Source organism: Promicromonospora sp. NPDC050249, assembly GCF_040656015.1.
In the GTDB taxonomy this organism is placed as follows: domain Bacteria; phylum Actinomycetota; class Actinomycetes; order Actinomycetales; family Cellulomonadaceae; genus Promicromonospora.
Genome location: NZ_JBFAKY010000055.1, coordinates 1 through 24,669 on the forward strand (window position 1 = coordinate 1; position 24,669 = coordinate 24,669).

24 protein-coding genes are annotated in these 24,669 nt (G+C 69.3%); 9 read left to right on the top strand and 15 right to left on the bottom strand.

Annotated features, from left to right (window positions below):
* Window positions 1–375: 375 nt before the first annotated feature.
* On the top strand, window positions 376–2,205 hold the full coding sequence (locus AB0I32_RS25875; protein WP_357511346.1) for a translation factor GTPase family protein: 1,830 nt from the start codon (window positions 376–378) through the stop codon (window positions 2,203–2,205).
* Window positions 2,206–2,223: 18 nt separating this feature from the next.
* Here AB0I32_RS25875 and AB0I32_RS25880 read toward each other — a convergent pair whose 3' ends face one another.
* Window positions 2,224–3,075, bottom strand: a complete 852-nt coding sequence (locus AB0I32_RS25880; RefSeq protein ID WP_357511348.1) for an endonuclease/exonuclease/phosphatase family protein — start codon at window positions 3,073–3,075, stop codon at window positions 2,224–2,226.
* Between the two features lie 141 nt (window positions 3,076–3,216).
* Here AB0I32_RS25880 and AB0I32_RS25885 point away from each other — a divergent pair, with 141 nt between their 5' ends.
* From AB0I32_RS25885 to AB0I32_RS25895, 3 genes are all read left to right on the top strand, one after another.
* Complete coding sequence (locus tag AB0I32_RS25885; RefSeq protein WP_357511350.1) at window positions 3,217–3,768, top strand: hypothetical protein; 552 nt, start codon at window positions 3,217–3,219, stop codon at window positions 3,766–3,768.
* Between the two features lie 262 nt (window positions 3,769–4,030).
* On the top strand, window positions 4,031–4,489 hold the full coding sequence (locus tag AB0I32_RS25890) for a MerR family transcriptional regulator (RefSeq protein WP_357511352.1): 459 nt from the start codon (window positions 4,031–4,033) through the stop codon (window positions 4,487–4,489).
* On the top strand, window positions 4,461–5,465 hold the full coding sequence (locus AB0I32_RS25895; RefSeq protein WP_357511354.1) for an aldo/keto reductase: 1,005 nt from the start codon (window positions 4,461–4,463) through the stop codon (window positions 5,463–5,465). The genes AB0I32_RS25890 and AB0I32_RS25895 overlap by 29 nt, the downstream gene beginning before the upstream one ends.
* A gap of 280 nt (window positions 5,466–5,745) precedes the next feature.
* On the opposite strand, the gene AB0I32_RS25900 is transcribed toward AB0I32_RS25895, so the two are convergent.
* The 4 genes from AB0I32_RS25900 to AB0I32_RS25915 all read right to left on the bottom strand — a co-directional run bounded on the left by AB0I32_RS25900 (window position 5,746) and on the right by AB0I32_RS25915 (window position 8,660).
* Complete coding sequence (locus AB0I32_RS25900; RefSeq protein ID WP_357511356.1) at window positions 5,746–6,027, bottom strand: tyrosine-type recombinase/integrase; 282 nt, start codon at window positions 6,025–6,027, stop codon at window positions 5,746–5,748.
* Window positions 6,028–6,179: 152 nt separating this feature from the next.
* Window positions 6,180–6,605, bottom strand: coding sequence for a hypothetical protein (locus tag AB0I32_RS25905; RefSeq protein ID WP_357511358.1), 426 nt, complete (start codon window positions 6,603–6,605; stop codon window positions 6,180–6,182).
* Window positions 6,606–7,519: 914 nt separating this feature from the next.
* A complete protein-coding gene (locus AB0I32_RS25910; RefSeq protein WP_357511360.1) occupies window positions 7,520–7,993 on the bottom strand; it encodes a ricin-type beta-trefoil lectin domain protein in 474 nt (157 codons plus the stop codon).
* A 208-nt stretch (window positions 7,994–8,201) separates the two neighbouring features.
* Window positions 8,202–8,660 carry a ricin-type beta-trefoil lectin domain protein gene (locus AB0I32_RS25915; RefSeq protein WP_357511362.1) on the bottom strand — a complete coding sequence of 153 codons (459 nt, stop codon included), beginning with the start codon at window positions 8,658–8,660 and terminating at the stop codon, window positions 8,202–8,204.
* 1,062 nt (window positions 8,661–9,722) lie between these two features.
* Between AB0I32_RS25915 and AB0I32_RS25920 the strand changes: the two genes are divergently transcribed.
* Window positions 9,723–10,112 (top strand): hypothetical protein, encoded by a 390-nt coding sequence (locus AB0I32_RS25920; RefSeq protein ID WP_357511364.1) that lies wholly within the window; start codon window positions 9,723–9,725, stop codon window positions 10,110–10,112.
* A 169-nt stretch (window positions 10,113–10,281) separates the two neighbouring features.
* Here the strand turns inward: AB0I32_RS25920 and AB0I32_RS25925 are convergent, their stop codons facing one another.
* Window positions 10,282–10,620 carry a hypothetical protein gene (locus AB0I32_RS25925; RefSeq protein ID WP_357511366.1) on the bottom strand — a complete coding sequence of 113 codons (339 nt, stop codon included), beginning with the start codon at window positions 10,618–10,620 and terminating at the stop codon, window positions 10,282–10,284.
* Between the two features lie 89 nt (window positions 10,621–10,709).
* Entirely contained in the window at window positions 10,710–11,033 is a 324-nt protein-coding gene (locus AB0I32_RS25930) for a hypothetical protein (RefSeq protein WP_357511368.1), read from the bottom strand.
* A 71-nt stretch (window positions 11,034–11,104) separates the two neighbouring features.
* Here AB0I32_RS25930 and AB0I32_RS25935 point away from each other — a divergent pair, with 71 nt between their 5' ends.
* Window positions 11,105–11,683 carry a tyrosine-type recombinase/integrase gene (locus AB0I32_RS25935; RefSeq protein ID WP_357511370.1) on the top strand — a complete coding sequence of 193 codons (579 nt, stop codon included), beginning with the start codon at window positions 11,105–11,107 and terminating at the stop codon, window positions 11,681–11,683.
* Here the strand turns inward: AB0I32_RS25935 and glnA are convergent.
* The 5 genes from glnA to AB0I32_RS25960 form a co-directional block, all read right to left on the bottom strand.
* Entirely contained in the window at window positions 11,680–13,104 is a 1,425-nt protein-coding gene (gene glnA, locus AB0I32_RS25940) for a type I glutamate--ammonia ligase (RefSeq protein WP_357511372.1), read from the bottom strand. The genes AB0I32_RS25935 and glnA overlap by 4 nt on opposite strands.
* A gap of 270 nt (window positions 13,105–13,374) precedes the next feature.
* Entirely contained in the window at window positions 13,375–14,118 is a 744-nt protein-coding gene (locus AB0I32_RS25945) for a DUF4191 domain-containing protein (RefSeq protein WP_357511374.1), read from the bottom strand.
* A 42-nt stretch (window positions 14,119–14,160) separates the two neighbouring features.
* Window positions 14,161–15,162: a lipoyl synthase gene (lipA, locus tag AB0I32_RS25950; protein ID WP_357511376.1), complete on the bottom strand. Its 1,002-nt coding sequence runs from the start codon at window positions 15,160–15,162 to the stop codon at window positions 14,161–14,163.
* Window positions 15,163–15,253: 91 nt separating this feature from the next.
* Window positions 15,254–15,970 (bottom strand): lipoyl(octanoyl) transferase LipB, encoded by a 717-nt coding sequence (lipB, locus tag AB0I32_RS25955; protein ID WP_357511378.1) that lies wholly within the window; start codon window positions 15,968–15,970, stop codon window positions 15,254–15,256.
* Between the two features lie 21 nt (window positions 15,971–15,991).
* On the bottom strand, window positions 15,992–16,705 hold the full coding sequence (locus AB0I32_RS25960; RefSeq protein WP_357511380.1) for an HNH endonuclease family protein: 714 nt from the start codon (window positions 16,703–16,705) through the stop codon (window positions 15,992–15,994).
* A 166-nt stretch (window positions 16,706–16,871) separates the two neighbouring features.
* Here AB0I32_RS25960 and AB0I32_RS25965 point away from each other — a divergent pair, with 166 nt between their 5' ends.
* The gene (locus AB0I32_RS25965) at window positions 16,872–17,960 is read left to right on the top strand and encodes a Gfo/Idh/MocA family oxidoreductase (RefSeq protein WP_357511382.1); all 1,089 of its coding nucleotides are present in this window, start codon (window positions 16,872–16,874) and stop codon (window positions 17,958–17,960) included.
* 119 nt (window positions 17,961–18,079) lie between these two features.
* Window positions 18,080–19,537, top strand: a complete 1,458-nt coding sequence (locus tag AB0I32_RS25970; protein WP_357511384.1) for a hypothetical protein — start codon at window positions 18,080–18,082, stop codon at window positions 19,535–19,537.
* On the opposite strand, the gene AB0I32_RS25975 is transcribed toward AB0I32_RS25970, so the two are convergent.
* The 3 genes from AB0I32_RS25975 to lpdA all read right to left on the bottom strand — a co-directional run bounded on the left by AB0I32_RS25975 (window position 19,521) and on the right by lpdA (window position 23,921).
* Window positions 19,521–20,480, bottom strand: a complete 960-nt coding sequence (locus tag AB0I32_RS25975) for a TIGR01777 family oxidoreductase (RefSeq protein ID WP_357511386.1) — start codon at window positions 20,478–20,480, stop codon at window positions 19,521–19,523. The genes AB0I32_RS25970 and AB0I32_RS25975 overlap by 17 nt on opposite strands.
* Window positions 20,481–20,593: 113 nt before the next feature.
* Complete coding sequence (gene sucB / locus AB0I32_RS25980) at window positions 20,594–22,471, bottom strand: 2-oxoglutarate dehydrogenase, E2 component, dihydrolipoamide succinyltransferase (RefSeq protein WP_357511388.1); 1,878 nt, start codon at window positions 22,469–22,471, stop codon at window positions 20,594–20,596.
* A gap of 31 nt (window positions 22,472–22,502) precedes the next feature.
* Window positions 22,503–23,921, bottom strand: a complete 1,419-nt coding sequence (gene lpdA / locus AB0I32_RS25985) for a dihydrolipoyl dehydrogenase (protein ID WP_357511390.1) — start codon at window positions 23,919–23,921, stop codon at window positions 22,503–22,505.
* Between the two features lie 303 nt (window positions 23,922–24,224).
* Here lpdA and AB0I32_RS25990 point away from each other — a divergent pair, with 303 nt between their 5' ends.
* Window positions 24,225–24,581, top strand: coding sequence for an oxidoreductase (locus AB0I32_RS25990; RefSeq protein ID WP_116676058.1), 357 nt, complete (start codon window positions 24,225–24,227; stop codon window positions 24,579–24,581).
* Window positions 24,582–24,669: the final 88 nt, after the last annotated feature.

Here is a 24,669-nt window from a genome sequence, read left to right on the forward strand (position 1 = left end):
CCCGGAGGAGGACCTCCCCGACGTCGCCAGGGCCTCGCACTACGTGGTCCAGCAGGCCAAGGACGAAGGTGTGTGGATCTTCGGTGCGGAACTGACCGATCTCAGAGCAACCGACCGAAGTCACGAACAACGCCGTGCAACGGACCGATCTCATGGCCCGTGCTGCGATCCAGCCGTCGCTCAAGCAGCCCAGCAGCCATGCAGCGCACGTTCCAGGCCGACGGCGCCGCGCCCGGCCAGGCCCGCGGAGCGGAAAAACCGTTGCCCTGATCGCGCGGCCCGGAGCATCGTGGTGTCCTCCCGAGCGAAAAGGAACTCCGATGACAGCTGTCACGCCCCGTGCCCTGACCCTCCGCACAACGGACGTGACAGCTCTTGTCGTACCTCAACCTCGGGATCGTCGCCCATGTCGATGCCGGTAAGACCAGCCTGACCGAGCGCCTGCTGCACCACGCGGGCGTGATCGACCGCCCCGGCAGCGTGGACCACGGCGACACCACCACCGACACGCTCGCGCTGGAGCGTGAGCGCGGCATCACGATCCGCGCCTCGGTGGCGTCGTTCCCTGCCGGGGACGTCATCGTCAACGTGCTGGACACGCCGGGCCACCCGGACTTCATCGCGGAGGTGGACCGTAGCCTCGCCGTGCTCGACGGTGCGGTGCTCGTGCTGTCCGCCGTCGAGGGTGTCCAGGCGCAGACCCTCGTGCTGATGCGCGCCCTGCAGCGCCTGCGGCTGCCGGTCATCGTGTTCGTCAACAAGATCGACCGGCGCGGGGCGCGCCCCGAAGCCGTGGCCGACGCCGTCGCGCGCCGCCTCAGTCCCGACGTGCTGCCGGTGCAGCGGGTGGTGGCTGCGGGAACGCCGTCCGCCCGGGTGGAGCTGCTGCCGGACGACGGCCTGCGCGCCTGGCTCGCCGGCGAGTCGCGGCGGGGTACCGCCCACCCCGTCCTGTTCGGATCGGCGGTGACGGGTGCCGGTGTGCCCGAGCTGACCGCCGCCCTGGGGAGCTACCTGCCTGCGGTCGCCGCCGGCACGAGCGCCGACGCGCGTTCGGGAGTCGTGTTCGCCATCGACCGGGAGGGCGGGCGGAAGCGTGCGTTCGTCCGGATGCGGTCCGGCGCGCTGCGGGTCCGGGACAAGATCGACCTGGGGCACGGCCGGGCCGAGCGGGTCACGGGCCTGAGCGTCGCTCACCGTGGGGCGCTCGACCCGCGGGGCACGGCCGCAGCCGGCCAGATCGCCGTCGTCCACGGGCTCTCGACGGCGCGGGTCGGCGACGTCGTCGGGCGTGCGCTGCCCGGGGACGAGCGGGCGAGCCAGTTCCCGCCGCCGTCGTACGAGACGGTGGTCGGCGTCGCCCCGGACGACCGCGGCAGGCTGTACGCCGCGCTCACCGAGCTGGCCGAGCAGGACCCGCTGATCCGCGTGCGGCGGCGCGGCGAGGAGATCACCGTCTCGCTCTACGGCGAGGTCCAGCGGGAGGTGCTGGCCGCCGTCCTGCAGCGGGAGTACGCGGTGGACGCGCGGTTCGGTGAGGTGCGCACCGCGCGCCAGGAACGGATAGTCGGCACCGGGCACGCGCTCGAGGTGAAGAAGCAGGACGGCAACGAGTTCCTGGCCACGATCGGGCTGCGGGTGGAGCCCGTGCCGCCCGGTTCGGGTGTCACGTTCGAGCTGGAGTGCGAACGCGGGTCGATGCCGCCGGCCTTCTTCGACGCCGTCGAGGACACCGTGCGCCGGGAGCTGGCTCGCGGATCCCTGCGGTGGCCGATCCCGGATGCCCGGGTGGTCATGACCCACTCGGGCTACGCACCCCGGCAGAGCCACATGCACCAGAAGTTCAACAAGGCGATGTCCAGCACGGGGGCCGACTTCCGTGGGCTGACGCCGCGCGTGCTCGCCGCCGCGGTCCGGCGTGCCGGGACGGTGGTGTGCGAGCCGGTCCACCGGTTCGTCATCGAGATGCCCGACGACGTCGTCGGGTCGGTCACGTCCCTGGTCGGACGGCTGGGCGGCGTACCGATGGAGTCGGGCGTCGGTGGTTTCGGAGGAGGGGTCGGGGTCGCCGTCGTGCGGGGCGAGATCCCGGCGGGCAGCGTCGCGGCGCTGCAGCGGGACCTGCCCGGGCTGACGCACGGCGAGGGGGTGTGCCAGACGGTGCACGACCGGTTCGAGCCGGTGCGGGAGGTGGTGGGGACATGATCGGCTGAGGAGGCACGGTCATCGCGGCGGCGCCACCAGATCGACGACGACGCCGTAGTGGTCGCTCGCCCACACCCCGTCCACGGGGCGGTCCAGAACCCGCCGGCAGTCGGCGACGGCCAGGGTCGGACCGCGTAGCCCGCTGCGGACCAGGACGTGGTCGATCCTTCGCGACACCGCTGTACCGAATTCCCCGTCGCGGACCAGGGGGTTGGTCAGTTCGAACGTATGCCCTGGATCGTCCGGGTGTGCGTACTCCCAGGCGTCCTGATAGCAGACGCTCAGATGCTGCGACGGCCGCCTACCTCGCCAGAACCGCATGCTGGCCGAGTCGGGTGCGGCGTCGAAGTCGCCGAGCACCAGGGCATGGACGTCGCGGCTGCCGATGTGCTCCTCGATCGCCCGCGCGACGAGCACCGCCTGCGCCTCCCGTTCCAGCTCGAACGGGAGAGGCCAGCTCGGCTTGTGGTGCGCCACGAGCATCGGGCCGAGAGGCGTGACGAGCTCGACGAGGACGGCGGCACACCAGGGCAGGGTGCGGCGGCTGCGATTACTGATGCGCAAGTCGATCTCGGTGACGAGCCGGTGGGGCCACCGGGTGGCCAGGGTGCCCGCGACGCCGTCGTCCGACGGGCGGGAGAAGTGCGTGAGGTGATAGCCCGGGCCGATCAGGCGCTCCAGGACCTCCGGCGCGTCGACCGGCACCTCCTGGAGCGCGACGACGTCGGGGTCGAGGGCCCGGATCGTCTCGCCGATGAGCGGATGTCGCCGGTCCCAGTCGGGATTGCCCGGGCCGAACACGTTCATGGTGAGCACTCGGACGGTGCGGGCCTGGGACGGCGTCGTGGACTGTGCGGTGGACCGTGCCATCACCTCATCGTGCAGCGATCGCGGGCCGCTGGCTAGCAGACATCCGGCATGCGAGCCCGTGCGGGAGTCACCCGATCGGGGGAGGCGGGCTCGTCCAGGCGGGCGATCCGGCCGGCGCGCATCCCGACCACGATCGACGACATGAGCATTCCAACCGACTCCATGCTTCGGGCTGCCTCGGGTGTTACTCCCCGCGCACACCGACTGGCGCACCTCCTCGCCGTGATCACGCTCCCGTCCGGCCTCTGGCGGATCGCCCTGGTGGCCGGGCTGCCGGTCGCGAACGCGGCGATAGTGCTCCCGTTCCCCGAACGGGTACAGATCGTCGGGCTCTCGCTGGTCGCCGAGGTGCTGGCCCTGCTGTCCCTCGGTCTGGTTCAGCGGTGGGGCGAGATCCTGCCCGGGTGGCTGCCCCTCGTCGGCGGACGGCCGATCCACCGGCTTGCCGCGACGATTCCCGCGGCGCTCGGGGCCGCCGCGCTCACCGGGATCTGGACGTTCGCCGTCGTCAACGTGTGGAGCGGGACGACCAGTGGGGGCCTCGACTACTTCTTCCCGACGGTCGCGCAGAAGGTGATCCTGCTGGTCTGCTACGTGCCGCTCCTGGCGTGGGGTCCGCTGCTCGGGGTGCTGACCGTCGCGTATTTCCGGCGCCGGACGCCGGCGCCGCCCGTCGAGGTCGGCGGCGTATGACCACAGCAGCTGCTCCCTGTTCATCGGGATCCGTGAGTCGTGGCGCGCGGAAGATACGGCGCGGGATCAAGCCGACTAGTTGAAGAAGAGCTGCGCCTCTGGCGGGCGCCGCGGAGTGCCCGACGCGACCGTCGCGCTCGGGTCTGACCGTGCGTCCTGCTCGACTTCGAGTGGTTCGAGTCCGCCGTGAATCGTGATCCAGGCAGCTCTGCTGTGACAGCCTGGCGGGCGGCTTGACCTATAGCGCGCTATAGGTTGTGTCATGGATCGTGTGCCGCCCGCTCTGACTCCGCACCTCGACGTCGACGTCCCCGATGAGGGGCTGTCGATCGGCGAGGCCGCGGTCGTCGTCGGGCTGAGCGTACAGGCCTTGCGCTACTACGAGCGCGAGGGGCTGCTGCTCGACCCGACGTCACGCCGCAGCAATGGTCATCGCCGCTTCCACCGCAACGACCTGGACTGGCTTCTGGGCCTGGTCATGCTGCGGGAGACCGGAATGCCCATTGCCGAGATCCGTGATATTGCCGCCTTGAGTCGCGCTCCGGGGACAGAACGCGAACGTCTCGAGGCTTTCGAGCTGCACCGGCAGGCCGTTCTCGCGCAGTTGAAGCGGACACAGGAACACCTCGCGGCACTGGACAAGAAGATCGCCGCGTATCGGGCATACGTGGCCGGCGAGGAAGAGACGATCCATGACGAACAACCACCAGCGAGGCCTTGAACCCGTACTGCTCGGCAACGGACTGACAGTTCCGCCCATCGGTCTGGGTGCGATGGGCATGAGTGCTTACTACGGCGCGAGTGACGAGGCCGAGTCGATCGCGACACTGCGGCATGCCGTCGACGTCGGTGTGACGTTCATCGATACCGCGGAGGCGTACGGGCCGTTCGAGAACGAGAGGCTGATCGGCCGAGCCCTTGGCACGCGCCGAGACGAGGTCGTCCTCGCGACGAAGGCCTCGGCCGAGACTGACGACGACGGCACCGTTCATGGCCGCAACGGCACACGGGAGTACATCCGCAAGGCGGCGCACCGCTCCTTGAAGCACCTGGGGACCGACTACATCGACCTGTACTACCTGCACCGGGTGGACCCGAATGTGACCATCGAGGAGTCCGTCGGTGCGATGGCGGAGCTCGTCACGGAGGGCAAGGTGCGGCACATCGGGCTGTCGGAGGCGTCGGCTGCGACGATCCGCCGAGCGCATGCCGTTCATCCGCTTGCTGCCGTGCAGTCGGAGTTCTCGCTCTTCGCGCGGGACGTGCTGCACAACGACGAGCTGGCGACGATGCGCGAGCTCGGCATCGGGCTCGTGGCGTTCTCGCCGCTCGGGCGTGGAGTGCTCACCGACGGCGTCACGTCACTCGACGACCTGGACGCCGACGACGCTCGGCGTACGCTCCCGCGGTTCCAGCCCGAGGCGTTCGCTGCCAACCGTCGGCTGGTGGAACGGGCGGCCGCGATCGCTCGCCGGCACGGAGCGACACTGGCGCAGGTCGCGCTCGCGTGGGTGATCGTCGAGGGCGTGGTCCCGATCCCGGGCATGCGGCGCCGTTCTCGGGTCGACGAGAATCTCAGGGCCATGAGCGTGGCGCTCTCGGAGGGCGATCGGGCCGAGCTTGCCGAGGCGCTGCCCGCCGTGGAGATCGTGGGGATGCGGGACTACGCCGAGGTCGGCGAGGGAGTCGATCGGTGACGCACTCGGTCCTGGCCGGACGTGACGGTCCCGACCTCGGATCGCCCTCCAGGCCGCACTGCGGCAACTGAACGGTCACACAGCCCTCGGCGACCGCAGGTGTCAGGTCGGCTGTGGCACACCGCGCACCTGTGGCAGGACACAGAAGAGTCCACGCGGACCGCCACCGGGAAGGTGCTCGCGGCTCGCGTGGACTCTTCATGGACTAGGGGGTCGAAGAAGGCCCCGAAAGCCCGGAATCTAGCCGATCAGGCTCAGATGTCGTAGGTCAGATAGTGACTTAGCCGTTGACCTGGGCAGACGCCTCGGTTTCGGGCGCGAGTTCCACACTGGTTACACGAAGCAACGAGTCCACGGCCTTCCGCGTGCGCTTGTCGCTGCCCGGCATGAGGTGCGTGTAGGTCCGCAGCGTGAAGCCGGGGTCCGAATGGCCCAGGTACTCGGACACGGCCTTGATGCTCTCGCCGTCGTGCAGGAGTGTGCTCGCGTACACGTGGCGCAGCATGTGACAGCCGTTGTCCCGCTCCATGGGGACCCCAGCCTTTGCCAGCGCCTTCTTCAAGAGCGCGGCTTCGCCGCGCTGCCTCGCCGCCTGGCGGGGCCCCGCGACAGGGCCCCGCGCTGCGGGCCGCGGGCGGCCCTCCGCGCACCCCGCCGCACCCCGCCAGCGGCGAGGCGGAGAGCGAGGCGAACTGCTGGTGCCCGGAATTCGCCTCAGTCTTCGTCGGCGACCCAGTAGATCGCGGATTCCGTTTCGCCAATAACTGCGATGCCGGCGTCAAACGTCCAGTCGGTCGCGGGCGTCCACGAGTACGGCAGTCTGTCGGGCAGGTCCGAGCTGTTGGTCGCGAAGCGCAGGTTGTACGGGCCCAATGCTCGGATGAACTCATCAGCGAGCCAGTCCGCTCGATGCTTCGGCATCAGTTCGTTCTTGTACGCAAGATTGACGCGCAGTAGACCCGCGAGGAACCGCTTGGCCCGTCCGGCGTCGACCTCGACCCAGGCTCTACCCAGCGGCGTAAGGCCGGCTGCAAGCGCTACCTCGTCAAAGGTGCTCGCGCTTTGATCGAGGAGGGTAAGCCAGACTTGCGCAGCGGTACGGTCGCGCATCATCCGCGATACGTCTTCTCCCAGCATCACGCGGCGACCGTATCAGTCGACTGGAACCTCGTTTATCAGTTCCGAACCGCCCACCTCGGGAGCGCTCAAGGGATGCGGGGCGCCCCGATCCCTCTCACCCCCGACGGCTTGCGGCACCCTGCCCGACCGGACGCCGGGGTGCAACCCCTCCGCGAGATGGCTGGCTTTCCGACGAGTCGTAGCTACGAGCACGGCCGGGGGAGCGGAGGGGTTGCACCCCGGCGTCCGGTCGGACGATCGGGAGCCACGCCGACGGGCGCGAGAGGGATCGGGGCTTCGGGGGACACCCGTTGGGAAAGAACCCGCAGGGTCGCCCCGGCCGCAGAAACGTCCTGGGGGATTACACATCAGTTACACGGAACACGAGAAACGGCGACCAACGCTGCAGAACATCGCAAGACGTAAGTGCAGGTCAGCCGCCGTCTCGGCGCGTCTCAGCAAGTCACGGAGGACCGGCTGTCAGATGTCGTAGTAGAGCTCGAAGTCGCACCTGGGCGACGGCCGGTGCTGGCTACGTTGGAATCGTTGGTATGTAGCGGTTTCTGCGTTGGCCAGCGCCGGTCAGATCCGGCGGTTGTCGGACGTTTTGTGGACTTTTCTTGGACTCGCCGGGGGCCTATGCCGTCCCCCCGATCACGACGGCCGCTGGCATTGGCGTTAGCCCGACAGCGCCTTCAGATCAGGATCTGCTCCACCAGCTGAACTTCTCTCCATCCTTCGATGCTACGGGGAGGCTCAGCTTGAGCCGCGAAGACCTCCTGACAGACCGAACGGGCGGCCACCGGAGTTCCCGGCAACCGCCCGTCGACAACGTCAGTCGTGTGCTCGTTGGTCGAGACAGATCTCGGCAAGCTCGACCCACCACCGCATGCGCAGCGGCGAGTGGCCACGCTGGAGGCATGGCCACTCGCCATCTACCGCCAGTTGTATTGCCACCTCTGATAGTCGCTGTTGTTGCACGTCATGAGACGCACACCTTCGCTGATACTGCCATCGAGACACTTTCTCGTAGCGATATTGAGCAATGCAAAACCATTCTCCCCCTTCCGCCACTCCCACCGCTGATAGTCGCTGGTGTTGCACTCCTTGAGACGCACACCGTCGGAGATACTCCCGTCCAGGCACTTCGCAGTCGCGACATGCAAGAACGTATGAGGGTTCGCTCCTCGCGCGATCCAGTCCTGATAACCGACGTCGTTGCACGTCATGAGACGCAAACCCTCGGAGATGCTTCCATCCAGGCACTCCCGCGTCGCCACGTTTTCGATCCCTCGTACATCATCAGCACGAGCGGGGGCCGCGACGAACATCGCCATGGACAGAGCCATCACTGCCGTGATTGCAACTGCCGCTACCATTCGAACGCGGCTGATCGATGATGCGAACATGTATTTTCCTCCTTGATTTCATCTTCCGACGGACTCTCGTCCGTCTCGACGGCCCGGCTCTCGGGCCGCACAACTGTGGGGCTCGCGCAAATCAACCGTTCGAGCGCTCGCTCTTGCAGGACCGGGCCACGGACAGGCAGGCCGGCAAAACGCTCGGCGCGAAGACGCAGCGACGAGCGACCACGCCGGAGGCATGGCCGCCCACCATCTACGGCTGGTACCACCTCTGGTAGTCGGTGTTGTTGCACGTCACGAGCCGCACGCCTTCACTGATGCTGCCGTCGAGACACTTCCTCGTAGCGAGATTGAGCACTCGGTCGCCGTTAAACCCAGCCGTGAAATCCCACTGCTGATACTCGCTGCCGTTACAGTCGTTGAGACGCACCCCGTGCGAGATACTCCCGTCCAGGCACTTCCCAATCGCGGGTTCATAAATCCGGCGAGGGATCGTCAGGTCCCAGTCCTGATACATGCTCCCGTTGCACGTCATAAGGCGCACACCCTCGGAGATGCTTCCATCCAGGCACCGCTCCGTCGCCACGTTGATTTGCGGGTTGCCAACAGCGCGAGCGGGGGCCGCGACGAACACCGCTATGGACAGAGCAATCACTGCCGTGATTGCAACTGCCGCTACCATTCGAACGCGGCTGATCGATGATGCGAACATGTATTTTCCTCCTTGATTGCATCTTCCGACGGACTCTCGTCCGTCTCGACGGCCCGGCTCTCGGGCCGCACAACTGTGGGGCTCACGCGAATCAACCGTTCGAGCGCTCGCTCTTGCAGGACCGGGCCACGGACAGGCAGGCCGGCAAAACGCTCGGCGTAAAGACGTAGAGCCCGACGGTGTCCACCGTGACCGATCCCGATCGGTGCGCCTCGCGGATGGCGCTCGCGCACCGGGTGCCCCGGCTCGTCATACCCACGTGGATCCGGGTACCCGGAGGCGTTCAAGGAGTCCTACAGCGAGATGCCAGCGTTGTCGATGCCGGCGACCTCGACGGTGGCCTCCGCGATGAAGTAGCACTGTTCGGCGAGCCGCCATCGAATCCGTTCCCGTGACCGTCGTCGCGGACCGCGTGTCGATCGTGAGCGATCCGGTGAACGGATTCCCGGGAGAGATTCGCGCGGCCACGCCGTGGCCGCCTACCTGTCCGCCAAATCCTAGGTTGCGTTCATTCAAGAGCAAGTCTGCGATCGGCTCCGGACTGGCGATGACGGCCTCCGTCGTTAGTTGTGACGCACGTGCATCCTGCCGTGACTCGTCAGAGAATCCAAGCGACTGAGAGGGTGAATTCAACGCGGTGCGAAGCCCCTGACCAGTGCGTGTGTCGAGCCGTCGTCGCCCGCGCCCACTGGCCGTGGCCCAACTTGGCCGTCAGGCATCGCTGGTTGGCCGGGGGGCAGCTAGCAAAGATTCGGGCACGGCGGTGTCATTCCATGGTGTTACCGGCGGGGGGTCGGCGATCGGGCAGGGAACCTGCCCGTCGTCGAAGGAGTCCGCGTGTGGGGTGAGGCACACCGGTGGCGCTCAGGGGGCGAGGCCGCACCGGACACGGCGCCGCGTTGCGCTAGCGCGATCGCGTAGGTCGTGCGCGCCGGTGAAGTGCCCATCGGACGGCCGGCCGGCGGGTTGCAGCTGGCCATGGCGAACACGCGATCGGGAAGGCAGGCCTCGGCCGATCTCGGCCGGGTCGCCTAAATCTTCCTGCTGAGCTGCACCATCGGTGTGCTCGTCGTGCCCGGCATCCGGGTCTACCGCCTGGCGGCCGGAGACCCGGAGGAGGCAGGCGCCTGGGGGCTCAGTTCCCTGACGTGCCTCTTCGTTGCGTTCATGCCCAGGAGCGCGTTGATCAACTCGGCGCGTGACAACCACCAGCTGCGTCGTTCCGGCGTTCCCGGGACCGCGGAGATCCTGTCCGTCGACGAGCACAGCGTCGCTGCCGTCCTCCGGATCCTGGCCGACGGCCTGGAAGCGTTAGTGGCGGACGCTGTCTTCTCTGGGGGCCACGTCCGCGCCGGCGCGCGGGTTGACGTTGTGGTCGACCCGTCCGACCGCCTCTTTGTCGTCACCTCATCGACGCGCCGCACGCCGCGTGGCGGTCCGCGACACCGGTAGTTCGTGGATCGCAGTTCGGACATCCGGCACGGTGTGGTGAGAGCGACAACGGCCGGGAACGTTGGAGTTCCAACATTCCCGGCCGTTGGTCGCGTTGGGGCCGGATGGGTTCGTGCGTACCTCTTGCGGACTATCTGCGGACTGCAGGAGGCGCATGATCGCGGTGTGGTCAGCGACGTCGGACGCGATCTTGGTATGTGCGGACAGCGGCGGTGATGCTGTCGACCTCGACGTCCCAGCGGCCCTCGACCAGTTCAACGTGGCTCAGGAGCCGCAACACCGAGTCCACCTGCCCGAACAAACCACCCGTTCGGCGGCCTGCTAGCTCGACGCCCGAAGGCGTCAGTGTGAGTCGATCGGACGCGGCGGGTTCCATGAGGCCGGAGGCGACCAGCCGCCCCACACCGATGGCGAGTTCCTCGTCGGTGAAGATCGCGTGGTTGCACGCGTCGCCGTAAGCGATCACGTCACTCAGCGCGGGCCCTGCTGCGCCTGCCACGGCGGTCATGACCCATGCGTCCGCGGGGGTCCATGCTGCTGGCATCGTTGAATCCGGGTCCTTCACAGTCGAATACTTCCAGCCCGCCGAGGGTTGTGTCATTCCAGGGGAATCTTCCCATCGGGACCGGTCTCGTCGATGACGAGGACGGCGTGACCAGGGGTGATTCGGTCGATTCGGAGATCGGAGAAGACGAGCTCGATAACGTGAGCGTTCGTCTCCACGCGCGCCGTGTGGAATGGAGCTCCCAGCTCCGACGACCATCGTCTCGCCTCGGTGGACTCCGGCAGGAGACGGATCCCTGGATAGAGGAGGTGCCAGCGCACACCCCACACGTACCCGTCCGGCTCACCGGCCCGCTCCCATTGGGAATAGTCGGTGAACTCGTCGCCGAGCGACACCGCCCAGGTATCGCGGCGCACAGCGGCCGTGACGGTCGCACGAACACAGTGAGTGAACCGATAACGCAGGTGCTCCGGCGAGATTCCAGTGCGTGGATCCGCCGTCGCGTACACGTAGAGGCGGTCTCCGTGTCGCGGATGTTGACTTCCTACGGGCGATCATCAACCCCGCCGTCCAGTACCCGGCGGAGGACCTGAAGACGGACGAGTCCAAGACGTCCATCCCGGTGGTGCGGGAACTCATCGAGGTGCTGTCGGCCTCGATGATGGGGCGTCCGGCGTCAGCGTGGATGATCGCCGACGAAGCGGGGGAGCAGGTCGGCCCCTGGCAGATCCAGCGAGCGGTGCGTGCCGCTCGGGTTGCGGCGAAGTACAAGGACGCCGAGGGGAAGCCGATCAAGGGACTGCCGGACGAGTTCCGGTTCCACGACCTGAGGCACTACTACGCCTCGCTGCTCATCTCCGAGGGCTCGGACGTGAAGGTGGTCCAGGCGCGGCTCCGGCACGCAAGCGCGAAGACGACGCTGGACACGTACGCGCACCTGTGGCCGGACACAGAAGAGTCCACGCGGACCGCCACCGGGAAGGTGCTCGCGGCTCGCGTGGACTCTTCGTGGACTAAGGGGTCGAAGAAGGCCCCGAAAGCCCGGAATCTAGCCGATCAGGCTTAGATGTCGTAGTAGAGCTCGAACTCGTGCGGGTGCGGCCGCAGGCGGATCGGGTCGATCTCGTTCTCGCGCTTGTACGCGATCCAGGTCTCGATCAGGTCCTCGGTGAACACGTCACCGGCGGTCAGGTACTCGTGGTCGGCCTCGAGCGCGTCCAGCACGCCGTTGAGCGACGTCGGGACCTGAGCGATCTGCGCGTGCTCCTCCGGGGGCAGCTCGTAGAGGTCCTTGTCGACCGGTGCCGGCGGCTCGATGCGGTTCTTGATGCCGTCCAGGCCGGCCATCAGCATCGCCGAGAACGCCAGGTACGGGTTCGACGACGGGTCCGGCGCGCGGAACTCGATGCGCTTCGCCTTCGGGGAGGTACCCGTGATCGGGATACGGATCGAGGCGGAACGGTTACGAGCCGAGTAGACGAGGTTCACGGGAGCCTCGAAGCCCGGGACCAGGCGGTGGTACGAGTTCACCGACGGGTTCGTGAAGGCGAGCAGCGACGGCGCGTGCTTGAGCAGGCCACCGATGTACCAGCGAGCCAGGTCGGACAGGCCGCCGTAGCCCTTCTCGTCGTAGAACAGCGGCTCGCCGTTCTTCCAGAGCGACTGGTGCGAGTGCATGCCCGAGCCGTTGTCACCGAAGACCGGCTTCGGCATGAACGTGGCCGACTTGCCGGCCTCGAACGCGACGTTCTTGATGACGTACTTGAACTTCATCAGGTCGTCCGCGGCGTGCAGCAGCGAGTTGAACCGGTAGTTGATCTCCTGCTGGCCGGCGGTGCCCACCTCGTGGTGCGCGCGCTCGACGGAGAGACCGACCTGGCCGAGGACCTTGACCATGTCGTCACGCAGGTCGGCGAAGCGGTCGCTCGGCGACGTGGGGAAGTAGCCGCCCTTGTAGCGGGTCTTGTACCCGAGGTTGCCACCCTCCTCCTCGCGGCCGGTGTTCCACGCGGCCTCGACGGAGTCGATGGAGTAGAAGCTCTCGTTCGCGGACGTCTTGAAGCGCACGTCGTCGAACACGTAGAACTCGGCCTCGGCACCGAAGAAGACGGTGTCGGCGATGCCGGTCGACTTGAGGTAGGCCTCGGCCTTGGCCGCGATGTTGCGCGGGTCGCGAGCGTAGGCGTCACCCGTGAACGGGTCCACGATCGAGAAGTTCACGATCAGGGTCTTGGCCTTGCGGAACGGGTCGATGAACGCCGTCGTGATGTCCGGCACGAGCTTCATGTCGGACTCGTGGATCGCCTGGAATCCGCGGATGGACGAGCCGTCGAACATGAGGCCCTCGCTGAAGGCGTCCTCGTCGAACTGCTCGACCGGGATGTTGAAGTGCTGCGTGATGCCCGGCAGGTCGATAAACCGGACGTCGACGAACTCCACCCCCTCGTTGCGGGTGAAGGCGATCGCCTCCTCGGCGTTCTTGAACATCTGCGCTCCTTGCTCGCTCGATAAGTTCAGGGGGAGTCCGTCGGACCCTGCCGGACGAGCAGGGCAGGGTCGCACGCGGATCGCCATGAACCTATGGGCAGGTGGTTTCTCTCGGGTTAATGATTGTTGCCGGGATGTTTCTCGGGCCTCTCGGCCGTGCGACCCCGGGAAGATGTGCTGGTCGAGGGTCCGGCAGCGGTCCTCAGCGTGCCAGAAGTCACATGACCGGGCTGGGCGGCGTCCGTCCACCGGACAGCTGGAGAGCGCCGGTCAGCGGCCGCGCATGCCCTTGCGGTCGGGGCGGGCGCGGGTCGGGTCGATACCCTTCGGGATCGGCAGCTTCATGCCGCCGATGGCCTTGAGACGCTTGCTGATCTCGGCGACCTCGGCCCTGGTCAGGGTCGACTTGAGCTTGGTGACGGCGCGCGCGATCTTGGTGAGCGGCACCTGTCCTTCGCCGTCGCCGCACTGGATCAGCGTGACCGGGACGTTCGAGAGGATGCGGCTGACCCGCTTGCGCTCCTGCTCGAGCAGACGCCCGACACGGTGCGGCGGCCCCTCCGAGACGAGCACGATGCCAGCCTTGCCGACACCCCGGAACACGAAGTCCTGGTTACGCGCGTCGACCGCGACGGGCTCGTCCTCGAAGGTCCAGCCGCCACGGACGGTGCCGAGCGCCGCACGCGCGGCGCCGGGCTGGCCGGCGATCTGCGTGTAGGCCGCCTTCTCGGCGCTCCGCGACAGCACGAACATCGCAGCCAGCACGCCGAACGGCACACCGATGACCAGTGCGTAGACCCACGGGCCCGCGAGGACGCCGATGAGCAGCGCCACCGCTACGACCCCGACGAACGCGGCGATCATCCACCAGGTGACCAGCGGGTTCTGCTTGCGGGTCATCTTGTAGACGTCCCACAGCTGGTGATACCAGCGGCGCTTCTTGGGCTTCTTCTGCTTGGAGGCAGACGCTGCTACGTCGTCGCGCGCGTCGCCCCCGGACGAGTTTCGGGCCATGGTCGACAATCTTAGTGCGCTGCGGGTGGTCTGGTCGCCGGGTCAGCGGGCCAGCAGGCTCGCCGCCTCCTGCCGGGAGGTGGTCGGCTGTGCGAGGTGCGCGAGCGCCTCGGGGATCGCGCGGCCGTGCTTGGTCATCGCCTGGCCCCAGAGCCGGCCCGCACGGTACGACGAACGCACCAGCGGCCCTGCCATGACACCGAGGAAGCCGATCTTCTCCGCCGTCTCGGACAGCTCCACGAACTCCTCGGGCCGCACCCAGCGGTCCACCGGGTGGTGACGCAGCGAGGGCCGGAGGTACTGCGTGATCGTGATGATGTCGCAACCGGCGTCGCGCAGGTCCTGGAGGGCCTGCTTGACCTCTTCGATGGTCTCGCCCATGCCGAGGATCAGGTTCGACTTGGTGACGAGGCCCGCGTCGCGGGCCCGGGTGATCACCGAGAGCGACCGCTCGTAGGTGAAAGCGGGCCGGATCTGCTTGAAGATGCGCGGCACGGTCTCGACGTTGTGCGCGAGCACCTCGGGGCGGGACTCGTTGACGGCATCGAGCAGCTCGGGGATCGCGTTGAAGTCCGGGATCAGCAGCTCGACGCCGGTACCGGGGTTGAGCGCGTGGATCTGGCGGACGGTCTCCGCGTAGAGCCAGGCACCGCCGTCGGCCAGGTCGTCGCGGGCGACGCCCGTGACGGTCGAGTACTTCAGGCCCATGGTCCGCACGGACTCGGCGACGCGGCGCGGCTCGTCCTTGTCGAAGTCGGCGGGCTTGCCGGTGTCGATCTGGCAGAAGTCGCAGCGGCGCGTGCACTGGTCACCGCCGATGAGGAAGGTGGCCTCGCGGTCCTCCCAGCACTCGAAGATGTTGGGACAGCCTGCCTCTTCGCAGACCGTGTGCAGGCCCTCGCCCTTGACGAGCGATTTCATGTCGCGGTACTCGGGACCCATCACCGCCCGGGTCTTGATCCACTCGGGCTTCTTCTCGATGGGCGTAGCCGAGTTGCGCGCTTCGATGCGCAACATGCGTCGGCCTTCAGGTGCGATGGTCACGCAGGTCCCTCCCAGGTCAGCGGGTCCGCCCAGCCTATGCCTCGGCCGCCCGCGCTCGCGCGGTCGTCCAGGGGCCTGGCAGTGGCGTTCGTCACGCGGTGGCGACGGCGGCCGCGGCAGGCACCGGAACCGGCACTGCGGCCGCCGTCTCCTGGCGGGCCAGCAGCGGCGCGAGACGTTCGACCAGGGCCGCCTCCAGCAGGGGCCGGACGTCGTCCACGGTGACGCGCCGGCCGAGCTCGGCGGTCAGCGAGGTGACGTCGGCGTCCTCCGCGGGGATGCCGCAGGGCACTATGTGGTCGAACGCGGTGAGGTCGGCGTCGCAGTTCAGGGCGAGGCCGTGCATGGTGACGCCCTTGGCCACGCGCGCGCCGATGGCGCAGACCTTCCGCTCCAGCCGCGGCGTCTCGACGTCGGGGGAGTCCGCGGCGACCCACACGCCCGAGCGGCCCTCCACCCGGATGGTCTCGAGACCGAACGCGGCGCAGACGTCCATCACGGCCTGCTCCAGCGTCCGGACGTACTCGACGACGTCGAACGGCTTGGCCAGCTTGACGATCGGGTAGGCCACGATCTGGCCCGGCCCGTGCCACGTGATCTTGCCGCCACGGTCCACCTTGATGACCTCGGTGCCGTCGGTCGGGTACTCGTTCTTGTTCGTCCGGGCGCCCGCCGTGTAGACGGAAACGTGCTCGAGGAGGAAGACCGTGTCGGCCCGTTCCTCGGCGCGCACGGCCTCGTGCGTGCTGCGCTGCAGGTCCCAGCCCTCGTGGTACTCGACGTGCCCGGTGAGGTGGCGGATGTCCATGCCCGCCACCCTACGTCCGGATCAGCGGGTCGGGAGCGGCTCCGCCGGGCAGCTGGTCAGGACGTCCTCCATGGCGTCGTGCTCGGCGGGCGTGACCCACAGCTCGTACTTGGCCTTGACCGCGATCTGTCGGGCGACGTACTCGCAGCGGTAGGCCTGGTTCTCGGGCAGCCACTCGGACGCGTCCTTCGCACCCTTGCCCATGTTGGCGGGGCCGTCGGAGGCGATGAGGTTGAGCGGGTCGTTCGCGAACTCGATGCGCGTGTCCCGGTCCCAGTCCGCTGCGCCGGTCGTCCAGCCGTTCATCAGGGCCACGACGTGGTCGATCTGCACGTCGCCCGAGTTCTCGCCGCGTTCGAAGGCGATGGTCTCGCCGGTGTACGGGTCGTCGAGCGTCCCGGACGCGACCTCGCACGCGTCGCCGTCGGAGAACTTGATGTCCTCGAGGTCGCGCTGGAGCATGTCGTTGCGGGTGTCGCAGCCGTTGTCGTCGGCGTCCTGCCACGCGCTGCCGAAGTCGGCCTCGCGGTCGTAGCCGTCCGTCGTGGCGGCTTCCTGCACGGTGAGCGAGTCGAGCGTCGCGAGGGCCGAGCCCTCGGCGCCCTCGGCGGGGGCCACGTCATCACCAAGGGACTTGATGATGAAGTTCCCGGCCAGCACGAGTGCCGCCACCGCGATGAGTACGAGCTGCAGGGTCTTGCGGGCCCGGCTGGACTTCTTGGCTGTGGCGGACACGAGCCCCTCATTCTTTTCGGCAGGTGGGGTCCGGACGTAGTTGGCCGGACACGCTAAGAACGTGCGAAACGTACCTCTTGCCCCAGTCTGCCAGATTTGTGTTACGGCAGTTAACCCGCTGACCAGTGATCTCGCGTTGCCGCGCCCCGCGGGGCACCATGGGGCCATGGCTCTTCGGATCGGGATTGTCGGCTATGGAGGTGCGGGCAGGCAAATCCACGCCCGCCTGGCGCGAGCTGCGGGAATGTCGGTGTCTGCCGTCGTCGCACGCGACTCGGGACGGCGCGTGCAGGCAGCCGGCGACTGGCCCGGCGCACGCCTGTTCAACGACCTCCCGTCGATGCTCTCCGAGCCCGGGCTCTATGACCTCGTGGTCATCGCGAGCCCTTCGTCGCTGCACGCCGAGCACGCGAACGCCGTCTCCCTCGCCGGCAAACCCTTCGTGCTGGACAAGCCCATCGCGACCACGGCGGCGGAAGCCCGGCGGGTGCTGAGCGCCGCGTCGTCGTCCGGCACGCCGTTCACCGTGTTCCACAACCGCCGCTGGGACCCGGAGCAGCTCACCCTCGCAGCCCTCCTGAAGCGCGGCGACCTCGGCAAGGTGCACACCTTCGAGCGGCACTGGGAGCGCTGGCGCCCCAAGCCGCAGCAGCGCTGGAAGGAGAACGACGCCGTGGGCGGCGGGCTCCTGCTCGACCTCGGCCCGCACCTCGTGGACTCGGCCACCCAGCTGTTCGGTCCCGTCGTCGCCGTGTACGCGGAGACGCGCAAGCTGTCCACCCCCACCGAGGACGACGTGTTCCTCGTGCTGCACCACGCCGCGCCCGGGAGCGAGCCCGGGGTCGTCCCTGGACGGGCCGCCGGAACCGACGTCCTCTTCGGGGCGGAACCGCCCGCCAAGGGCGTGGTCTCCCGCCTGTGGGCAGGCTCGCTGGTCGGCGCGCCCGGGCCGCGCACGCGCGTGCTCGGCGACGGCGGTGCCTACCTCGTGAACTCGTTCGAGGGCGACGCCTCACCCTTCGACGTGCTCGACGGCGAACAGCCCGAGGGCACCCACGGCTGGCTGGTACGTGGCAGGGAGCGGACGGCGGTGCCCCAGCCGCGCGGCGGGCACGCGGACTTCTACACGGCAGTCGCCGAATGGCTCGCGGGCGAGGCCGACGTCCCGGTCGACCCGGCGGACGCCGTCCGGACCGCCGAGGTGCTGGACGCCGCCCGGCGGTCCGCCCAGGAGGGGCGGCTCATCGACGTCTGAGCCGTCCGGGCCCCCGTGCCGGGAAGGTCCGCCTTCGAGCGGTCCACCCACAGGGCACCAGATTCAGCAAATCGTGTGGATAAAGAGCGGCCCGCGAAACGCGGGGTTCTCATGAATGCGTGCACTACATCGAATCTGCGGAACTGGTCCGCGTGGCCGTCCCCACGGAGGCCGCAGCTCGCGCCCTCCTGGTGCGCCGTCTAGACACTCTCGCGACACTGGACCACCCCAACCTCGTGCCGCTCATCGCCATCTCCCCGAACGGTCCGGACAACCTGGACGTACGGCTGTCGCGGACGGGAGCTGTCGATCTGCCCACAGCCGTCGGATCGCGGGGTCCCCTGACCGCCGCGGAAGGCGCCGGCGTCACCGTCGCGATCGCACAGGCGCTCGCGGCCCTGCACAGCGTGGGCCTCGTCCACGGCGGGGTCCGGCCGACGGACGTGCTGCTGCGCTCCGACGGCAGCGCGATGCTGCGCCCCCGCGTGACGCTCCCTGACCACAGCGACGACCCGGTCGACGTCACGTCCCTGGCCACGCTCGTCGAGTCGGTGCTCGGCTTCCCCGGCCCGAGCCTGAACTCCGAGGCCGACGAGGCCCTGCGTGCCGTCCTGGCCAGCGCCCGCGCCGAGGACCCGCGCGACCGGCCCGAGCCGGGCACCCTCGCGGCGCTCGCGCACGACGCCGTGAAGCCGGAGCCGGTCCGCCTCCCCGCGGGGTCCGCGCTGATCTCTGCCGCCATCAGCGGCCCCGTGCCGCTCGCGGGCCACGTCCCGCTCGGCGCGCACACGCCGTCGGCCTGGCGCACGGCGGCCAAGACGCTCACCGGTTCCATCGCGGCGGTCGACGGCAGGGCCTGGGCGGCCCAGGCGCGGCGTCGGGCCGTTATGCCGGTCAACGGGCGGTCCCGTACGGAGCTGGTCGCGGAGAACGCCGAGCCGCGGACCACCACCGTCTCGGTGTTCGCCACGATGATGATCGCGGCGGGAGTTGTCGCGGGCATCACGGCGGGAGTCACCGCCATGCCCCAGGTCTTCGGCGGCGACAAGCCCGCGGCAGCGGCGCCGTCTCCCGAGGCGTCCGCGACGAAGCTGGGCGGTATCAGCCCGGTGGCCAACGCCAAGGACCCGGCGGGTGCCGCCGCCGAGCTGACGTCGCGCCGCCTGGCGCTGCTGGCGGGCGCCGTCTCCGACATCAAGACGGTCAACGTGGAGGGGTCGCCGGCCTACCTGGCCGACAAGAAGATCCTCGACGAGCTCAAGCGGACCGGGGCGCAGGTGGTCGGTGCGTCCGCCGACGTGCAGTCGATGGAGGTCGTGACGATGGGCCCCGGTGCCGCGTCCGCCCTGCACAACGCGACCACCGCGTCGAGCACCGAGACGGACGGCGCGGCCGTGGGTGAGCAGGCGGCGAGCAAGGACGCGCCCATCGAGGCGGTCGTCCGGATCGCGTACACGATCACCGCGCACATGCAGGTGTCGGACAGCGGTGAGACGGCGGTCCCGGCATCGAAGGAGTCGGCCGACCTGACCCTCGTGTGGACCCCGCAGGGCTGGCGCGTCAGCGAGGTGCGCTGACCTCGTTCGCCTCCACCACCCAGCGGGCCGCGTCCTGAGGACTCGCGTGCGTCCAGGCGAAGCCGGTCCTGGACAGCACGCCGGGCACGACCCGCTGGGAGGCGACGAGGTCGTCGGCGAACTGGCCGACGGCGATCCGTAGCGCGAACCGCGGTACGGCGAGCACCGCGGGGCGGTGCAGGGCCCGCGCCAGCGCACGGGTCAGCTCCCGGTTCGTCGTGGGCTCGGGCGCGACGGCGTTGACCGGGCCGGCGACGTCGGCGCCGATGACGTGGCGGATCGCCGCTACCTCGTCGGTGAGGGTGATCCAGCTCCACCACTGGCGGCCGCTGCCCAGCGGCCCGCCGAGGCCGAGGCGCAGGAGGGGCAGCAGCTTGCCGAGCGCGCCGCCCGAGGGGGCCAGCACCAGGCCGCTCCGCAGCCACACGACGCGCGCTCCGGCGTCCGACGCAGGGGTGGTCGCGTTCTCCCACGCCTTGACGAGGCCGGCGAGGAAGTCGTCCCCGCGCGCCGACGCCTCGGTGAGGACCTCGTCCTTGCGGCTCCCGTACGCCCCGATCGCCGAGCTGTTGACCAGCACCGGTGGGTCGTCCAGGCGGGCGACCGTGCGGGCGAGCAGGCTCGTAGTCGTGGTGCGTGAACCGAGCAGCGTCTGCTTGTAGGCGGCGGTCCAGCGGTGGTCACCGATCCCGGCGCCGGCCAGGTTCACGACGGCGTCGACCCCTTCCAGCGCGGCCGGGTCGAGCTCGCCGGTCCGCGGGTCCCACAGCACGTCGCGGACGCCCGGCGCACGGGTGGCGCCGTCAGAGGCATCAGCACCCACGCCGTCCGGCGGTGCGGCGCCGCGGCGAACCAGCCGCCGCACGGTGTCCCCGCGTGCGACGAGGTCCGCGACCAGCGCGGAACCGATGAGGCCGTGCGAACCGGCGATCGCCACATCCATGCGGTGAATCTACCGGTCAGACGGCTGTGGCCGGTCCCGGACCCGGGACCGGCCACAGCTACCTGCTCGACGCGCTAGCTTTCGCGTTGCGAGTCGAGGTCAGGGCCTCCGCGTCAGAGACCGACCTCCGACTCGAACGCGCCCTCCTCGATCCGGTTCTTGATGGCCGTGAGGAAACGGGCCGCGTCCGCCCCGTCGACCAGGCGGTGGTCGTAGGAGAGGAAGATGTACGCCATCGAGCGCACCGCGATGCTCTCGTTGCCGTCCGGGTCCGTCACGACGACCGGACGCTTCGTGATCGTGCCGGTGCCCAGGATCGCGGCGTGGCCCAGCGGGACGATCGGGGTGTCGATGAGCGACCCGCCCGAACCCGTGTTGGTGATGTTGAACGTGCCGCCCGACAGCTCGTCCGGCGTCACCTTGTTCGCCCGGGTGCGAGCACCCAGGTCCTGGATCTGCCGTGCGATACCGGCGAGGTTCAGGTCCCCGGCGTTCTTGATGACCGGGACCACGAGGCCACGCTCGGTGTCGACGGCGATGCCGACGTTCTCCGAGCCGTGGTAGGTGATCTCGCCCTTCTCGGTGTCGATGGTGGCGTTGATCTTCGGGTAGGCCTTGAGCGCCTCGATGGCGGCCTGCGTGAAGAACGGCAGGAACGTCAGCTTGGCGCCCTCGCGCGCGGCGAACGACTCCTTGGCCTTGGCACGGAGCTGCGCGACGCGCGTGACGTCGACCTCCATGACCGTGGTCAGCTGGGCCTGCGACTGCACCGCCTCGAGCATCCGCTCGGCGACGATCTTGCGCAGCCGCGACATCTTCTCCGTGGTGCCCCGCAGCGGGGAGACCTCGAGCTTGGCCGGGGCGGACGGCGCCTTGGCCGGCGCGGGCGCTGCTGCTGCCGGAGCCGGGGCGGCCTTGGCCTCCGCGGCGGCGAGCACGTCCTCCTTGCGGATGCGGCCACCGACGCCGGTGCCCTGCACCTCGTTGACGTCGACGCCCTTCTCCGCCGCGAGCTTGCGCACGAGCGGCGTCAGGTACGAGCCGATGGTGCGACCGCCCGAGGCAGGAGCAGCGGGTGCGGCGGGCGCGGCCGGCGCCGGGGCGGCAGGTGCCGGGGCGGCGGGAGCAGGAGCTGCCGGTGCGGGCGCCGGGGCGGCGGGTGCCTCGGCGGCCGGAGCCGGCGTGGGTGCCGGCGCCTCGGGCTCGGGGGCAGCGGCCTTGGCCGGCTCCGGGGAGTCGGCGGCAGGGTCCGGCACGGGAGCCGGTGCCTCGGCGGCGGGTGCGGCGGCACCCGAACCGACGAGCGCCAGGACGGCGCCGACCTCGACGGTCTCGTCCTCCTGGACCAGGATCTTCTGGAGGGTGCCGGCCACGGGCGACGGGATCTCGGTGTCGACCTTGTCGGTCGATACCTCGAGCAGCGGCTCGTCGACGGCTACGTCGTCGCCGACGGCCTTGAGCCAGCGGGTCACGGTGCCCTCGGTGACCGACTCGCCCAGTGCGGGCAGCGGGACCTCGGTGCCCTCGCCGGCGGGCGCAGCTGCCGGGGCAGGAGCCTCAGCGGGTGCGGCGGGCTCGGACTCGGCGGCGGGCTCCTCGGCGGGCGCTTCCTCGGCAGCGGGTGCCTCGGCGGGCGCTGCCTGCGGCGCCGGCTCGGAAGCCTCGGCGGCCGGCTCGGAAGGCTCGGCGGCCGGCTCGGAAGGCTCGGCGGCCGGCTCGGCAGCGGGAGCGGCCGGTGCGGCGCCGGAACCGGAGCCGTCGCCGATGACGGCGAGAGTGGTACCGACCTCGACCGTGTCGTCCTCCTGGACGAGAATCTGCTCGAGGACGCCGGCGACGGGCGACGGGATCTCGGTGTCGACCTTGTCGGTCGACACCTCGAGCAGCGGCTCGTCGACGGCGACCTCGTCGCCGACAGCCTTGAGCCAGCGGGTGACAGTGCCCTCGGTAACGGATTCGCCGAGGGCCGGCAGCTGCACGTTCTCAGACATGACCTGTGAGGTCTCCTTTGTCGTTAAGTGGTCAGTTGTGGGCGTGCAGAGGCTTGCCGGCCAGCGCCATGTGTGCCTCTCCGAGTGCCTCGTTCTGGGTGGGATGTGCGTGGACGAGCGAGGCGACGTCCTCGGGGAACGCCTCCCAGCCGACGATGAGCTGGCCCTCGCCGATCAGCTCGCCCACACGCGAGCCGATCAGGTGCATCCCGACCACCGGTCCGTCCTTGCGACGCACGAGCTTCGCGAAGCCCTGGGTACCCAGGATCTTGCTCTTGCCGTTGCCCGCGAGGTTGTACTCGATGGTCTCTACCTGGTCCGAGCCGTACAGCTCGGCGGCCCGCGCCTCGGTGACTCCGACGGACGCCACCTCGGGCTCGCAGTAGGTGACGCGCGGGATCGCTGCCTCGTCGATGGCCGCGGGCGCCAGGCCCGCGATCTGCTCGGCCACGAAGATGCCCTGGGCGAACCCGCGGTGGGCCAGCTGCAGGCCCGGCACGATGTCGCCGACCGCCCAGACCTGGCCGCCTGCGGAAGTGGTGACGCCCGTGCGGAGCAGCTCGTCGGTCAGGACGAAGCCGCGGTCGAGGCGGACGCCGGCAGCCTCGTACCCGAGGTCGGCGGTGCGCGGACCCCGTCCGACGGCGACGAGCAGCAGGTCGGCGTCGAAGGTCGTGCCCGACTCGAGCTCGACCTGTACGCCGTCCTCCGACTGCTTGACCTGGGCGAAGCGCTCGCCCAGGGAGAACTTGATGCCTCGCTTGCGGAACGCCCGCTCCAGCGCCTTGGAGAGCGCGACGTCCTCGTTCGGCACGAGGTGCGGCAGCGCCTCGACGATCTGCACGTCGGCGCCGAAGGACTTCCACACGGAGGCGAACTCGACGCCGATCACGCCGCCGCCGAGCACGACCACCGATTTCGGCACGGTGTCCAGCTTCAGCGCGTCGTCGGAGGTGATGACCCGGCCGCCGAGCTCGAGGCCCGGCAGGCTGCGGGCGTAGGAGCCCGTCGCGAGCACCACGTGGGTGCCGGTGTAGCTGCTCGTGGCGCCGTCCGCGGAGGTGACCTCCACGACGCCAGGGGCCGCGAGCGTGCCGTGCCCCTCGACGACCGTGATCTTCCGGGAGGCGATGAGGCCCTGCAGGCCCTTGTACAGGCCGGCGACCACCGAGTCCTTGTAGGCGAGCACGGCCGGCATGTCGATGCCGTCCAGCGTGGCGCGGACGCCGAACTGCGCGCCGTGCGCGGCGGCGTCGGCCACCTCGGCCGCGTGCAGGAGCGCCTTGGTGGGCACGCAGCCCACGTGCAGGCAGGTACCGCCGACCTTGCCCTCTTCGACGAGGGCCACGCTCAGACCCAGCTGTGCCGCCCGGAGCGCGGTGGCGTAGCCGCCGCTGCCCCCGCCGAGCACGACGACGTCGAACGTGGCCGGATTGTCATGCGTAGGCACGTGCTGGCTCCTCGTTGACTTCGCTGATGGCGCTGTGGGCGCCCACATCGGGTGGATAGAGAGCACCGCATGCCATCTTGACACTTCAGCGGGCGTGGCCCCAATCGTGAACCCGGCTCGGCGGGTGTGACCGTGGCGACATTGACGGGCAACCCGGGCTGTGAAAAGAGGATGTCCGGCCTGATACCGGGAGTGGGGCCAGGTGCGGGGCCGGACGGCGGCCCTGTGAACAGGACCTGTGGGTTTCCTGGAATGGTGCTGAGATGCCTAGGACGGCGGGGGTCTCGCTAGTAGTCTCGGTTCATGCCCCGCCAGTCCCGTAGCTCGCTCGCGCGTTTCTTCCAGCGACGCTCATCGTCTTCCGGTAGCGGATCACGCCCGAGCGGCAACGACGCACGCCGTCAGACCCTGGCGCACCTCGGTGAGTTCATCGGGTCGCGGGTAGGCGTCGAGGCTTATGTGGAGCCCCCGACCACCGACATCCCCAGCACGATCCTGCTCGTGGCGACCACGGGGGAGTGGACACGCCGCCGGGTACCGGACGAGCGCGCCGCGTTCGAGATCGCGAACCAGCTCGGGGTACCGGTGTACAACGTGCGGTTCACCGGCTACCCGCAGCGGATGCGCGACTGGAACAGCGCCCAGCGCAAGCCGAAGTAGCGGTCCGCGAAGTAGAGCGCCTGTCCGAGTCTCCCGGGGTGGAGGGGGGGGGGCGGGGGGGCGGGGGTAGTCGGGAAGCGCGAAATGG

Coding starts and splice junctions, on each gene's coding strand:
- AB0I32_RS25880 (WP_357511348.1), bottom strand. CDS start 3,075: ATGGCACGGTCCACCGCACAGTCCACGACGCCGTCCCAGGCCCGCACC.
- AB0I32_RS25885 (WP_357511350.1), top strand. CDS start 3,217: ATGAGCATTCCAACCGACTCCATGCTTCGGGCTGCCTCGGGTGTTACT.
- AB0I32_RS25890 (WP_357511352.1), top strand. CDS start 4,031: ATGGATCGTGTGCCGCCCGCTCTGACTCCGCACCTCGACGTCGACGTC.
- AB0I32_RS25895 (WP_357511354.1), top strand. CDS start 4,461: ATGACGAACAACCACCAGCGAGGCCTTGAACCCGTACTGCTCGGCAAC.
- AB0I32_RS25910 (WP_357511360.1), bottom strand. CDS start 7,993: ATGTTCGCATCATCGATCAGCCGCGTTCGAATGGTAGCGGCAGTTGCA.
- AB0I32_RS25915 (WP_357511362.1), bottom strand. CDS start 8,660: ATGTTCGCATCATCGATCAGCCGCGTTCGAATGGTAGCGGCAGTTGCA.
- AB0I32_RS25925 (WP_357511366.1), bottom strand. CDS start 10,620: ATGACCGCCGTGGCAGGCGCAGCAGGGCCCGCGCTGAGTGACGTGATC.
- glnA (WP_357511372.1), bottom strand. CDS start 13,104: ATGTTCAAGAACGCCGAGGAGGCGATCGCCTTCACCCGCAACGAGGGG.
- AB0I32_RS25945 (WP_357511374.1), bottom strand. CDS start 14,118: ATGGCCCGAAACTCGTCCGGGGGCGACGCGCGCGACGACGTAGCAGCG.
- lipB (WP_357511378.1), bottom strand. CDS start 15,970: ATGGACATCCGCCACCTCACCGGGCACGTCGAGTACCACGAGGGCTGG.
- AB0I32_RS25965 (WP_357511382.1), top strand. CDS start 16,872: ATGGCTCTTCGGATCGGGATTGTCGGCTATGGAGGTGCGGGCAGGCAA.
- AB0I32_RS25975 (WP_357511386.1), bottom strand. CDS start 20,480: ATGGATGTGGCGATCGCCGGTTCGCACGGCCTCATCGGTTCCGCGCTG.
- sucB (WP_357511388.1), bottom strand. CDS start 22,471: ATGTCTGAGAACGTGCAGCTGCCGGCCCTCGGCGAATCCGTTACCGAG.
- AB0I32_RS25990 (WP_116676058.1), top strand. CDS start 24,225: ATGCCCCGCCAGTCCCGTAGCTCGCTCGCGCGTTTCTTCCAGCGACGC.